Raw genomic sequence first — 12,977 nt, 5'->3', positions numbered from 1 at the left:
CGCTGTATTGCAGCTCTGACGGCGTACGTGGTCGTGGCGCTCCCGTGACGAACTTGTCCCATAATGCTTCCTTCAATTCCTGAGAAAAAATCACACCATCAAACCGTGGGATCAAACAGCTAGGCAACGCCACGGCGCTGCTTGACTCCCCTGCCCCGCGCTGGCCCTTTGGGGGCAAAGATCGGGAGCAGAACCATGAAAATTTCCGACAGGCTTGTGACATTGACCGGGGCCGAAGGCGACGGTTGGGATGTGTTCTACCGCGCGCGGACCATGGTGGCGAGCGGCCTTCCCGTGACCGAGCTGACCATTGGTGAACATGACATCCGCACGCATCCCCGGATTCTGGAGGAGATGCACCGCGCGGCCATGGGCGGACATACCGGCTATGCCATGGTGCCGGGGGTGGATGCACTGCGCGACAAGGTGGCGGCGCGCCTGACCGAACGCACCGGGGTGGCCACAGGCCGCAACAATATCCTGATCACACCGGGCGGTCAGGCCGCGCTTTTTGCCGCCCATGCCGGGGTCTGCGATCCGGGCGACCGGGCACTTTACCTTGATCCCTACTACGCCACCTATCCCGGTACGATCCGTGGTGTCAGCGCCGAAGCGGTGGCAATTGAAACCCGCGCCGAGGACGCGTTTCAGCCTGATCCAGAGACGATCGACGCCGTGGCAACCGGCGCAAAATCCCTGCTGATCAACACGCCCAACAACCCCACCGGCACGGTCTATTCCCGCGCCACGCTGGAAGGCATCGCCCGGGTCTGTCAGGCGCATGATCTCTGGCTGATCTCGGACGAGGTCTATGACACGCAGGTCTGGGAGGGGGATCACCTGAGCCCCCGCGCCCTGCCCGGTATGGTGGATCGGACGCTGGTCGTGGGCTCCATGTCCAAAAGCCACGCCATGACCGGCAGCCGCATTGGATGGATCGCGGGACCCGAGGAGATGATCTACCACCTGATCAACCTGGCCACCCATACCACCTATGGCGTGCCGGGTTATATTCAGGACGCGGCGCTGTTTGCGCTGGACGAGGGCAGCTGGCTTGAGGACGAGGTATCCGCCCCCTTTCAGCGCCGCCGCGCGCTGGCGTTGGACATCCTTAAGGGGCAGAGCACGGTCCGCGTGATCCCGGCGCAGGGGGCGATGTACCTCATGCTGGATATTCGCGCCACAGGGCTGAGCGGGGAAACATTTGCCAACCGGCTTCTCGACCGCCATCATATCGCGGTGATGCCGGGCGAAAGCTTTGGTCGCGCCGCTGCGGGTCATGTGCGCGTGGCCATGACGGTTGACGACGAGGCCTTTGCCACGGCGCTGGAAACACTGGTGACTTTTGCGACCGAGGTAACACCCCATGGCTGATTTTCGCGCGCTGCACCAACGGGGAAAACCCTGTATCATGGTCAATGTCTGGGACCGGGGCACTGCCCGGCTCATGCAGGGCTGGGGCGCGCAGGCGCTGGCCACCTCGTCCGCCGCGCATGCCTTTACGCTGGGTCGCCCCGATATGGGCACCATCACCCGGGACGAGGCGCTGGCCCATGCGCAGGAGATCGTGAGCGCGGTGGATATCCCTGTCTCGGGCGATTTCGAGAACGGTTTTGGCGAAGCGCCCGAGACCTGCGCCGAGACCGTGCGCATGGCCGCAGCGGTCGGGCTTGCGGGCATCGGGATCGAGGATACTGCCCTGCCCGGCGATGACGCCTATGGCTTTGATCTGGCGGTCGAGCGTATCCGCGCCGCTGCCGCCGCCGCCCGTGCCCTGCCGCGCGATTTCGTGCTGACCGCGCGGGCCGACGGGGTGCTGAACGGCACCTATGATCTGGACGAGGCGATCCGCCGGTTACAGGCATTTGAGGCCGCCGGGGCCGATTGCCTCTATGCCCCCATGCCCGGCGATGCCGAGGATCTGCGCCGGATCTGCGACGCCGTCAGCGCGCCGGTCAATGTGCTCACCATCGGCGGCTATAGCGCCATGAGCGCGGCCGGGCTTGGTGCCTGCGGCGCGGCGCGCATCTCGCTTGGCTCCATGTTGGCGCGGGCCACCCATCTTCTGATGAAGGACGTGGCAGAGGACATGTTTGGTGACGGGCGCTTTGACCGCTTGTCGCGCGTGTTGGCACGGTCTGAGACAGATATGTTTCTGGACCGATGAGCGATCCGGTCAGCGCCATTCGCAACCTTGGCCCGGCGATGGAGGCGGCCTGTGCCAAGGCGGGCATTCACAGTGCCGATGAGCTTCGCGCGCTGGGGGCGGACGAGACCTATCGCAGGCTGCTGGCCACAGGCATGCGGCCGCATTTCATCGGCTATTATGTGCTGGTCATGGGGCTACAGGGACGCCCGTGGAACGACTGCAAGGGCGACGAAAAGAAGGCCCTGCGCGCCCGGTTCGACGCCATCAAGGCCAGCACGAAAGCCAGCCCTGACAGCGCCTTTGAACAGGTGATGAACGAGATCGGCGTGCTGCCGCGTCAGCCCAGGTAATCCGAGCGTTGCAGGCCGTATTTGGCCATCTTTTCGTTCAGCGTCCGGCGCGGCAGGCACAGTTCCTCCATTACCGACGCAATCGAGCCCTTGTGCCGCCGCATGGTGTTGTCGATCAGCATACGTTCAAACGCCTCCACATATTCCTTGAGCGGCTTGCCCTCGGTGGTCATCACCGGCTGCATTTCCTCGTGATCGGTCATAAGCAGCGACGCAATCGTGCCCGAGCCGCGCCGCGATTGCAGCACCGCGCGTTCCGCCACGTTGATCAGCTGGCGCACATTGCCCGGCCACGGGGCCTGCAACAGCTGCGCGGCCTCCTGTGCCGAGACTTCCGGCGTCTCGCAGCCATATTCTTCGGCGAATTGTTCCGACAGGCGCGTGAAGAGCGTCAGGATATCCTCGCCGCGTTGGCGCAGCGGCGGCACGGTGATGCGCAGCGCGGCCAGACGGTAGAACAGATCGGGCCGCAGCGCATCTTCGCAGGTGCGATCCTGTTCCTGCATGTTGCAGATCGCCACGATTCGGGTCTCTGCGGGCGTGCCCTGTTCGTTGATGAAACTCAACAGCCGCGCCTGTGACGCATCGCTGAGCGCCTCGACATCCTCCAGCACCAGCGTGCCGCCGCGCGCTTCCTCCACGGCTGGCAGGCGCGTGTCATCGGGCTGCATCGGGCCAAAGAGCCGCTTGGACAGCGCCTCTTCCTCCAGGGCGGCACAGCTCAGAAGAACGAATTTCTTGCCCGCGCGCGAGCCCACCGCATGCAGCGCATGGGCCACCAGCGTCTTGCCGGTGCCGGTCTCACCGTCGATCAGCACATGGCCATCGGCCTGACCCAGGTCGAGAATATCCTCGCGCAGGCGCTCCATCGCCGGGCTGGCACCGATCAGCTTCTTCATGATCTGGCCGCCGTCGCTGAGTTCCCGGCGCAACTGCCGGTTGTCCAACGTCAGGCGGCGCGCATTCACCGCCTTCTTGGCCAGCTGGCTCATCTGATCGGGGTTGAACGGCTTTTCAAGAAAATCGAACGCCCCCAGCCGCATCGCCTCGACCGCCATGGGCACATCGCCATGCCCGGTGATCATGATCACCGGCAGGGCGCTGTCGGTGCCCATGAGCCGCTTGAGAAACTGCATCCCGTCCATGCCGGGCATCCGGATATCGGAAATGACAATGCCCGGATAATCCGGCGTCAATGCCTTGAGCGCCTCTTCGGCACTGGCGAATGTCTCGGTGTCATAACCGGACAGGGCCAGCCACTGCCCGATGGACTGGCGCATATCCTGCTCGTCATCGACGATTGCTATCTTCATGAGTTTGGCCATGGTGCCCTCTCATTTCTCCAAATTATTCCGCCGCCTCGGTGGTCTCGTTGAGGATCGGCAATTGCATCTCGAACACCGCGCCGCCCTCTTCACCATTGCGCGCGGTAAGCCGTCCGCCAAGGTCGTTCACGATGCCCGAGGAAATGGCAAGCCCCAGACCGACGCCTTCGCCGGGCTGCTTGGTGGTGTAGAAGGGTTCAAAAAGCGCATCGAGGTCTTCGATCCCGTGGCCATTGTCGCGCACGGTGAGCGTGGCGGTCTCTCCCGAGGACAGTATCACCTCGACCTGAGGGTCGCGCAGCCCCTTGGTGGCGTCGAGCGCATTGCGCAACAGGTTCACCATCACCTGTTCAATGCGCACCCGGTCGCCCATCACGCGCACCGGTTCGCCGGGCAGGATACGGGTCAGTTTGATCTGCCTTTGCTTGAGCTGCGGCTCCATCATCGACAGCGCCGATCCCAGCGCTTCGCCCATATCCACAGGGCTCAGGCTCTCGCCGCCCTTGCGCGCATAGGACTTGAGCTGGCGTGTGATGGCCCCCATCCGGTCCAGGAGATCATCCACCCGTCGGAACGAGGCCAGAGCCTCGTCCGGGCGGTTGCGGTTGATCAAAAGCCGCGCCCCCGCCAGATAGGTTTTCATCGCCGCCAACGGCTGGTTCAATTCGTGGCTGACCGCGGCGGACATCTCGCCCAGGGCGGCAAGCTTGGAGCTTTGCGCCAGCGTCTGTTCGGCCACGGCAAGCGTCTCCTGCACCCGCTCACGTTCGGCGATTTCCCGCTGTAGACGGACGTTCAGTGCGCGCAGCTCCGCCGATTCCCGCTGGAACAACGCCATGCGCAGCGCCGTTTTGCGGTTCAGGAAATAAAACGCCAGCGCCAGAAGAATCGCAAAGCCCATGATTTCAAGCGCCAAAACCCCGTTCACCCGCTCACGCACGCTGGCGTAAGGCGTGAAGCTGGCGATGCGCCAACCGCGAAACGGGATACGCCCCTCCATGCGCAGCACCGCTTCGCCCTGCAAATAGGCATCCGCAGGCAGCGCGGTCCAATCGGCGGTGACGCGGATCGCGCGTTCGATCGCGCCTTCGGCCGGTTGACGCCGCAGTGCCTCTTCTTCGGTCAGCCCGCGCCAGCGCGGCTCAGTCGCAAGGATGATCGTCCCGGCGCTGTCGGTGATCAGCACCGCATCGGCAATCCCGGCCCAGGCGCGTTCGAATTTCTGAAGGTCAACTTCGACCACGATCACGCCGATCAATTCGTTATTGCTTTCGACGCGGCGGGAATAGGTAAAGCGGTAGCCGCCCGACTCGCGCGGGATCGAGGAGAACACCGTCGCATTGGAGCGCAGCGCACCAATGAAAAAAGGCTCCTGCCGGTAGGTCGCGCCAAGAATGTTCCTGTCGGTGGCCGCCACCGCGCGCCCGCCCGCATCCAGAAGGATCAGCGACGCCGCCCCGATCTCGTCCACGAAGGAAATCAGCCGCTGCGTGGATTGCGAGAAATCGCCCGAATTCAGCGCCCCGATCAGCGCCGGGTCGCGGGCCAGCAATTGCGGCACGATGGAGTTGCGGCGCAGCTCCGAGAGCACATTGCCCGAATACAGCGCAAGGCGCAGTTCGGCGCGGTTGCGCGTGGTCTCGGTGAACCGGTCGGTCAAAAGGTTGTTGGTGAACCAGATCGTCACCCCTGCCAGTACCAGCAGAGCAAACAGCGCCAGCCGCACCCGCCAACTCATCGGGCCTGTGCGCTTGCGCGGCGACTCAGGTTCGTCGCCAATGGTTATGGGGGCCAGTCGGACCATGGGGAAACTCTACGCCCCGCGCGGGTCCGGCTCAAGCAACGGGATCGTGTGCTCAGGCGGTGACCCGCTCAAGCGCATGGCCCAGGGCGCTGAACATCGCCTGCCCGTCGGTATTGCCCTGCGCGGGATCGGCGGCGCGTTCGGGATGGGGCATCATGCCCAGCACCCGGCCATTGGCCGACAGAATGCCCGCGATGTCGCGCATTGAGCCGTTGGGGTTGTCGCCATAGCGGAACGCCACACGGCCATCGCCTTCGAGCCGGTCCAGCGTCGCGTCATCGGCGAAATAATTGCCGTCGTGATGCGCAATCGGGATCTGGATTTCCTGGCCTTTGTCATAGCCTTGGGTAAAGACGCTATCTGTGGTCTCGACGATCAGCGGCACGGTGCGGCAGATATATTTCAGCCCCGCATTGCGCAGAAGCGCCCCGGGCAGAAGGCCGGTTTCCGTCAGCACCTGAAACCCGTTGCAGACGCCCAGCACATAGCCGCCGTTGTCCGCGTGCGCCTTCAACTCGCCGCAGATCGGAGAATTGGCGGCAATCGCGCCGCAACGCAGGTAATCGCCATAGGAAAACCCGCCCGGCACGCCGACAATGTCCACGCCCTCGGGCAGCGCGTGATCCTTGTGCCAAACCATGTCCACCTTGAACCCCGCCGCCTGAAAGGCCACGGCCATGTCACGGTCGCAATTGGACCCGGGGAATACGAGAACGGCAGCTTTCATGGTCGGCACTCCTTTGGATGGGGGTCATTTGGCGCAAACCGGCAGATTCCGCAAGCCTAAGCACCAGACTCAGACGGCCTCAGCCGGTGAAATCGGTGATCACCGCCACGCCCGGCGCACCCGGCGCGTCAAAGGCGGCCAGTTCTTCGGTCACTTTCGACAGCGGCACCTCGCGCGCCACGATGGGCGAGAGATCCACATGCCCGCCCGCGATCATGTTCAGCAAGGTCGGGTATTTATGCGCGGGCATGCCACGCGTGCCATAAACCGCCAATTGCCCGGAATAAACCGCATCCATCGGGATCGGCATGGTCACATGTTCGCCCGCAGGCATGCCCACCTGCACCATGCGTCCCAGTTTGCGAAGCGATTTCAGAGCGTTGACCGTGGTCTCCGCAATCCCCAGCGCCTCGACCGCCACATGCGCGCCGCCGCCCGTGGCCGTTCGCACGGCCTCGGCAGCGTCGCCGTCGCGGGCGTTGACCACCGCATCGGCGCCAAGCGCACGCGCATAATCCAGCCGCTCGGGCACCACGTCCACCACCACGACCCGCGCCCCCAGCGCCCGGCCCAGGAGTAGCGCCGACAGGCCCACGCCGCCGCCACCGAAAATGGCCAGCCATTCGCCCGCCTGCAACGCCGCGCGTCCGGTGAGCGCCTGCCACGCGGTCGTGGTCCGGCATCCAAGTGCCGCGGCCAGTGTCGGTGCCATCCCCTCGGGCAGCGCGGCCAGGTTCACATCGGCGTAAGGCACGGCGATCTGTTCGGCAAAAGCCCCGGGATGGGTAAAGCCCGGCAGCACCTGATCGGCGCAGATTGTTTGGTTTCCGGCGGCGCAATCCCCGCATTGCCCGCACGCAAGGATAAAGGGCGCGATCACCCGGTCGCCCACCGACCAGCGCCGCACCCCCGGACCCACCGCAACAACCTCGCCGCAATATTCATGGCCCGGCACATGGGGCAGCGCCACGTCCGGGTCCGCGCCCACCCAAACATGCCAGTCCGAGCGGCAAACCCCGCAGGCCAAAACGCGCAGCACCACGCCACCCTCGGGCGCGATGGGCGCGGCACGCTCGACCAGCGCCAGCGGCGCACCCCAGTCCCTCAGTTCCGCTGCAATCATCTCCGGCCTCCCGCCTGCCATTTTTTCAACCGCCACGTGCCCCAGAGCGCGGGCAGTAAAAGCACCGCCGCAATCGCCCCGATCACCCAGGCCACAGACCAGTTATGTGCCCCGGGCAGCACCAGATCCGCCTTGGCCCCGGGAAAATACCGGATCATGTGGCGCGAGCCGATCTCGAAATTCCAGTCCGGATGCGACATGCCGGTGCTGGCCTCGGTCGGTTTCCCGTCACTCCAGACATAGCGCAGGACCGGCGCGTAATTGGTCGTGCCGCGATCAAACCACGTCTCGCCCTCCCAGGCATAGACGCGCACCACCTCGCCCTCGCCCGGCACGGTGGCCAGCCGTTTATAGGCGGCCTCGCCCAGCAGAACGACAAACGCCAGCGCAAACAGCGCTGGCGCAACCCAGACGAGCACCCAGACCCGCCAGGAAATCAGCCGCCGCCCATCCCCGGTTTCACGCAGGAAATAGCGCTGGCTGAACAGCGGCATCTCAGCCCTGCATCTCGATCTGGTAGCTTTCGATCACGGTATTGGCGAGCAGCTTTTCGCACATCTCGGTCACCTGCGCCTCGGTTGTGCCGGGGGCCAGGTCCAGATCAATCACCTTGCCCTGACGCACGCCGCTCACCCCGTCAAAGCCCAGCGCGCCAAGCGCATGGCGCACCGCCTCGCCCTGCGGATCGAGAACACCGTTTTTCAGCATTACATGCACACGCGCTTTCATCGTCTTGACTTCCTTGACCTTTTTGCCCCTTCACAAGGGCTTCTTCTCTTTCCAAATACGCGTTTCAACGCCCGCCATCTGGCAGGATCAGTTGATCAGCTTGGGCTTTTCCATCGGCGTCGCGTTCTTGGGCATCACACCCAGACGCCGCGCCACTTCGGTATAGGCGTCACTGAGCGAGCCCAGATCCTGCCGGAACACATCCTTGTCGAGCTTCTGCCCGGTCTCGATGTCCCACAGGCGGCAGCTGTCGGGGCTGATCTCATCGGCCACGATCAGACGCTGGAAATCGCCCTCGAACACTCGGCCGATCTCGATCTTGAAATCCACCAGCTTGATGCCGACGCCATACATCAGGCCCGACATGAAATCATTCACCCGCAGCGCAAGGCTCAGAATATCGTCCATATCCTGCTGGCTGGCCCAGCCAAAGGCGGCGATATGCTCTTCGGTCACCAGCGGATCGCCCAGCTTGTCGTCCTTGAAACAGTATTCCACCATCGGGCGCGGCAGCGGCGTGCCCTCTTCGATCCCCAGACGCTTGGACAGCGAGCCCGCGGCAAAATTGCGCACGATCACTTCAAGCGGGATGATTTCGCAGCTGCGCACCAGCTGTTCGCGCATGTTCAGCCGCTTGAGGAAATGCGTCGGCACACCAATGCCGTTCAGCCCGGTCATGAAGAACTCGCTCAGGCGGTTATTGAGCACGCCCTTGCCGTCGATCACGTCTTTCTTTTCGGCGTTGAACGCGGTGGCATCATCCTTGAAATACTGCACGATGGTGCCCGGTTCGGGGCCTTCATACAGAATCTTGGCCTTGCCTTCGTAAATCTTCTTGCGACGCGCCATCTCGCGACCTTTCATGCCTTGACGCGGGTCGGGCCGAGTCCCGCCGCGCTTGCGCCCTCTTACGCCATGCACCGCATTGTCGCAAGACGGGCACGCCCCCTTGCAGCTTGGGCCGTGGAGAGGCATATCTGGGGCAACACATTCTGGCACCAGAGGACATGCCCCATGACCACTTTCGACGACCGCGAACACGCGTTTGAAAACAAGTTCGCCCATGACGAGGAAATGAAGTTCAAGGCCGAAGCGCGCCGCAACAAGCTGGTGGGGCTGTGGGCGGCTGGCCTGCTGGGCAAATCCGGCGACGAGGCCAATGCCTATGCCATGGAAGTCGTGAAAGCCGATTTCGAGGAAGTGGGCCACGAGGACGTGGTGCGCAAGGTCAAGGGTGATCTGGGTGACAAGGCGACCGAGGACGAGATCCGCGCCAAGATGGCCGAGCTCTTGGTGGAAGCCAAAGGTCAGATCCTCAACGAGGTCTGATCACTGCTCTCATGCGATGAGGACGATTGGAACGCGCCGGGCCTCCGGCGCGTTTTTCTTTGCGCGGCTCACACGCCCACATATTGCTGCGTGATCTCGTCGCTCAGCGCGCCCATCGCCCCGGCCCAGACCGTGCGCCCGCGTTCCAGGATCACCGCGCGGTCCGCCACCGTCGACAGCTCCTTCAGCGATTTGTCGATCAGCAGGATTGCCATGCCGGTCCCGGCCTTGAGCGCGCGGATCGCGGCCCAGATTTCCTGTCGCACGATGGGGGCCAGCCCCTCGGTCGCCTCGTCAAGGATCAGCAGGCGGGGATTGGTCATCAGCGCGCGGCCAATGGCCAGCATCTGCTGCTCCCCTCCCGACAGGGATGCGGCGCGCTGGCCCGCGCGTTCGCCCAATCGCGGAAAAAGCCCATGCACCCGATCCAGCGACCAGTCGCCGAGACGTGCGGCAGCGATCAGGTTCTCGGTCACCGTCAGGTCCGCGAAACAGCGCCGCCCCTCGGGCACCAGCCCGATCCCGGCCCGCGCGACGCGGTGGCTGGGCATCCCGTGCAAATCGTGGCCATCAAAGCGCAGTGTCCCCTCCGAGCCGATTATCCGGCTGATGGCGCGCACGGTGGTGGTCTTGCCCATGCCGTTGCGCCCCATCAGCGCCACGACCTCGCCTGCGCCGACCTCCAGATCGACACCGAAGAGCGCGGGCGTCGCGCCGTAGGACGCGGTCAGGCCGGACAGCGTGAGCAGGCTCATGCGTCCTCTCCCAGATATGCTTCGCGCACGGCGGCATTGGCGCGGATTTCTCCGACGCTCCCGGTGGCGATGACGCGGCCATAGACCAGCACGCTGATCCGGTCCGCCAGCGCAAAGACCGCATCCATGTCATGTTCCACCAGCAGGATCGGCGCCTCGGCGCGCAGCGCGTCCAGCACCTCGGTCATGCGGGCCGACCCGCCCGCGCCCAACCCCGCCATGGGTTCATCCATGACAAAGGCGCGCGGTTGCAGCGTCAGCGCCACGGCCAGTTCGAGCTGCCGCCGCTCCCCGTGGCTGAGATCGGCCACGCGGCGGCTGCGCAACTCCAAAAGCCCCGCGCGGTCGAGACAGGCCTCAGCCCGGTCGCGCAAATCGCTGCGCGCGAGCACCGGACGCCAGAAGCGCCAGGGATGATCCAGCGCCCCCATCGCGCCCAGCATGGCGTTTTGCAGGACCGAGTTTTCCATCGCCAGCGCGGAAATCTGGAACGTGCGGCCCAGTCCTGCGCGGGCGCGCGACGCGGTGCTGTCGCCGGTCACGTCACGGCCCATCAGGCGCACCTGCCCTGCATCGGGTTTCAACCCGCCACAGATCATCTGGATCAACGTCGATTTTCCCGCGCCATTGGGACCAATGATGGCGTGGATCTCGCCCTTTCGCAGGTCGATGGAGATGTCATCGCCGGCCACCAGCGCGCCGAAGCTTTTGGTCAACCCGCGCGTCTCAAGGATAGGCTCAGTCATGGCCCACCTTTCGCGGCGACAAAAGCCCCGCCACGCCCCCGCGCGCAAACAGCACGATCAGCAAAAGGATCACGCCAAGCCAGATTTTCCAGAACTCGGTCATGCCGCCAAGGTAATGTTCCAGCACGACAAAGAGCACCGCCCCGATCACCGGCCCGATGAGCCGCGCCACGCCCCCCAGGATGATCAGCACGATCAATTCGCCGGACATGTGCCAACTGAACATGGTGGGGCTGACAAAGCGGTTGAGATCGGCAAAGAGCGCCCCGGCCAGCCCGGTGATCGCGCCCGAGAGCACGAAGGCCACCAGCCGCAGACGCATGGGGCTGAGCCCCACGGTTTCGACCCGCATGGGCGCCTGCCGGGCCGAGCCGAGCGCAAGACCAAAGGGCGCATGCTCCAGCCGGTGGAACAGGTAGAGCGCCGCGCACAGGATCACAAAGCAGATGCCAAAGAACTGGATCGGCACCAGCGTGTTCAGCCCCGGAAAGCCGTTGCGGATATAGATCGACAGACCATCTTCGCCGCCGTACGCGCTCCAGGACAGGGTGAAGTAGTAGAACATCTGCGCGAATGCCAGCGTGATCATGATAAAATAAACCCCGCTGGTGCGCAGCGCCAAAAGCCCTATGAGCAGCGCAGCGAGGGCGGACAGGACCATCGCCACCAGCCAGATCACCGGCATGGATTTTGTCCCGGCCACCGTGAACAGGCCCAGATCCAGCGGCGTGTAGGTCTGGGCATGATAGGCGAGGATGCCCATCGCGTAGCCACCAATGCCGAAAAACGCCGCATGGCCAAAGCTCACCAGCCCGCCAAGACCCAGCGCGATGTTCAGCCCCACGGCGGCCAGCGACAGGATCGCCACCCGCGTGGCCAGCGTTATGGTAAAGGGCTGGTCCAGCACCAGCGCCGCAAGCGCCACCGCCAGCAGCCCGCCGATCACAGTCAGGTTGAGCATACGTTCCGAAATCATGCCCGCGCCCCAAAGAGCCCCGTGGGCCGCCAGATCAGCACCGCCGCCATCAACAGGTAAATGCCAATCGAGGCCAGCGATGAGCCGAAAGAGGTGGCCGCAGCGGGGGACATGACAAGCTTGAACAGCTCCGGCAGGAAGATGCCCCCCAGCGTATCCGTCAGCCCCACCAGTAGCGCCCCGATAAAGGCCCCCTTGATCGAGCCGATCCCGCCGATCACGATCACCACGAAGGCAAGGATCAGCACCGGCTCGCCCATGCCCACCTGCACCGACTGGATCGCGCCCACCAGCGCGCCCGCCAGCCCCGCTAGCGCCGCGCCGAGCGCAAAGACCAGCGTGTAAAGCTTTGAGATATCCACGCCGAGCGCGGCAATCATCTCGCGGTCATTCTCGCCTGCGCGGATCTGGATACCCAACCGTGTGCGCTCAATAAGCGCCCAGAGGCCCAGCCCCACCAAGAGCCCCACGACAATCAGCGTCAGCCGGTAAAGCGGATACTGGATGCCCCCCGGCAGGGTCACGGGGCCGGAGAGGTAGTCGGGAATATCGAGAAACAGCGGAAAAGAGCCAAAAACCCAGCGCGTGCCCTCGGAAAACACAAGGATCAGCGCAAAGGTCGCCAGCACCTGATCCAGATGGTCGGTGGCATAGAGCCTGCGGATCACCACCATCTCGATGATCGCCCCCGCCAGCGCCGCCGCCATCAGCGCCGCCAAGAGCGCCAGAAGGAAAGACCCGGTCCAGCCCGCCACCGCCGCCGCCGCGAAAGCGCCGACCATGTAGAGCGAACCATGCGCGAGGTTGATCAGCCCCATCACGCCAAAAATCAGCGTCAGCCCCGCTGCCATGAGAAACAGCATGACACCGAATTGCAGGCCGTTGAGGACCTGTTCGACGATCAGGATAAAGGACATGGGCTGCTCTGCCTGCGCGTATTGGCCCGGGAGGAATACGCCCCCGG

The 12,977-nt window shown here is 64.3% G+C and carries 15 protein-coding genes; 4 read left to right on the top strand and 11 right to left on the bottom strand.

Annotation, left to right across the window (positions count from 1 at the left end):
* Positions 1-195 precede the first annotated feature (195 nt).
* The 3 genes from PGB28_RS18070 to PGB28_RS18060 are packed head-to-tail and all read left to right on the top strand — an operon-like array spanning position 196 to position 2,499.
* Positions 196-1,374 carry a pyridoxal phosphate-dependent aminotransferase gene (locus PGB28_RS18070; RefSeq protein WP_271422934.1) on the top strand — a complete coding sequence of 393 codons (1,179 nt, stop codon included), beginning with the start codon at positions 196-198 and terminating at the stop codon, positions 1,372-1,374.
* Positions 1,367-2,167 carry an isocitrate lyase/PEP mutase family protein gene (locus tag PGB28_RS18065; protein ID WP_271422933.1) on the top strand — a complete coding sequence of 267 codons (801 nt, stop codon included), beginning with the start codon at positions 1,367-1,369 and terminating at the stop codon, positions 2,165-2,167. Before PGB28_RS18070 ends, PGB28_RS18065 begins: the two co-directional genes overlap by 8 nt.
* Positions 2,164-2,499, top strand: coding sequence for a TfoX/Sxy family protein (locus tag PGB28_RS18060; protein WP_271422932.1), 336 nt, complete (start codon positions 2,164-2,166; stop codon positions 2,497-2,499). The genes PGB28_RS18065 and PGB28_RS18060 overlap by 4 nt, the downstream gene beginning before the upstream one ends.
* Here PGB28_RS18060 and PGB28_RS18055 read toward each other — a convergent pair.
* The 7 genes from PGB28_RS18055 to purC form a co-directional block, all read right to left on the bottom strand.
* Positions 2,487-3,824, bottom strand: a complete 1,338-nt coding sequence (locus PGB28_RS18055; RefSeq protein WP_271422931.1) for a sigma-54-dependent transcriptional regulator — start codon at positions 3,822-3,824, stop codon at positions 2,487-2,489. The two genes, PGB28_RS18060 and PGB28_RS18055, sit on opposite strands and share 13 nt — an antisense overlap.
* Before the next feature lie 22 nt (positions 3,825-3,846).
* Complete coding sequence (locus PGB28_RS18050) at positions 3,847-5,628, bottom strand: sensor histidine kinase (RefSeq protein ID WP_408636278.1); 1,782 nt, start codon at positions 5,626-5,628, stop codon at positions 3,847-3,849.
* Positions 5,629-5,680: 52 nt separating this feature from the next.
* Positions 5,681-6,355 (bottom strand): phosphoribosylformylglycinamidine synthase subunit PurQ, encoded by a 675-nt coding sequence (gene purQ / locus PGB28_RS18045; RefSeq protein ID WP_271422930.1) that lies wholly within the window; start codon positions 6,353-6,355, stop codon positions 5,681-5,683.
* A gap of 79 nt (positions 6,356-6,434) precedes the next feature.
* A complete protein-coding gene (locus PGB28_RS18040) occupies positions 6,435-7,478 on the bottom strand; it encodes a zinc-binding dehydrogenase (RefSeq protein WP_271422929.1) in 1,044 nt (347 codons plus the stop codon).
* Positions 7,475-7,972: a DUF3592 domain-containing protein gene (locus PGB28_RS18035; protein WP_271422928.1), complete on the bottom strand. Its 498-nt coding sequence runs from the start codon at positions 7,970-7,972 to the stop codon at positions 7,475-7,477. The genes PGB28_RS18040 and PGB28_RS18035 overlap by 4 nt, the downstream gene beginning before the upstream one ends.
* Position 7,973: 1 nt before the next feature.
* Positions 7,974-8,207: a phosphoribosylformylglycinamidine synthase subunit PurS gene (gene purS / locus PGB28_RS18030; RefSeq protein ID WP_271422927.1), complete on the bottom strand. Its 234-nt coding sequence runs from the start codon at positions 8,205-8,207 to the stop codon at positions 7,974-7,976.
* An 87-nt stretch (positions 8,208-8,294) separates the two neighbouring features.
* The gene (gene purC / locus PGB28_RS18025) at positions 8,295-9,056 is read right to left on the bottom strand and encodes a phosphoribosylaminoimidazolesuccinocarboxamide synthase (protein ID WP_271422926.1); all 762 of its coding nucleotides are present in this window, start codon (positions 9,054-9,056) and stop codon (positions 8,295-8,297) included.
* Positions 9,057-9,221: 165 nt separating this feature from the next.
* On the opposite strand from purC, the gene PGB28_RS18020 reads away from it, so the two are divergent.
* Entirely contained in the window at positions 9,222-9,536 is a 315-nt protein-coding gene (locus PGB28_RS18020; protein WP_271422925.1) for a DUF1476 domain-containing protein, read from the top strand.
* Positions 9,537-9,604: 68 nt separating this feature from the next.
* Here the strand turns inward: PGB28_RS18020 and PGB28_RS18015 are convergent, their stop codons facing one another.
* Genes PGB28_RS18015 through PGB28_RS18000 form a run of 4 tightly spaced genes read right to left on the bottom strand, consistent with a single transcriptional unit; the run spans position 9,605 to position 12,930 of the window.
* Entirely contained in the window at positions 9,605-10,291 is a 687-nt protein-coding gene (locus PGB28_RS18015) for an ABC transporter ATP-binding protein (protein ID WP_271422924.1), read from the bottom strand.
* Entirely contained in the window at positions 10,288-11,037 is a 750-nt protein-coding gene (locus tag PGB28_RS18010) for an ABC transporter ATP-binding protein (protein WP_271422923.1), read from the bottom strand. The genes PGB28_RS18015 and PGB28_RS18010 overlap by 4 nt, the downstream gene beginning before the upstream one ends.
* Positions 11,030-12,013 (bottom strand): branched-chain amino acid ABC transporter permease, encoded by a 984-nt coding sequence (locus PGB28_RS18005; protein WP_271422922.1) that lies wholly within the window; start codon positions 12,011-12,013, stop codon positions 11,030-11,032. Before PGB28_RS18005 ends, PGB28_RS18010 begins: the two co-directional genes overlap by 8 nt.
* On the bottom strand, positions 12,010-12,930 hold the full coding sequence (locus PGB28_RS18000; RefSeq protein WP_271422921.1) for a branched-chain amino acid ABC transporter permease: 921 nt from the start codon (positions 12,928-12,930) through the stop codon (positions 12,010-12,012). Before PGB28_RS18000 ends, PGB28_RS18005 begins: the two co-directional genes overlap by 4 nt.
* Positions 12,931-12,977 lie beyond the last annotated feature (47 nt).

This window comes from Primorskyibacter aestuariivivens, assembly GCF_028023675.1.
Classification (GTDB): Bacteria; Pseudomonadota; Alphaproteobacteria; order Rhodobacterales; family Rhodobacteraceae; genus Marinovum; species Marinovum aestuariivivens.
This window is presented reverse-complemented; position numbering and strand designations above follow the sequence as displayed.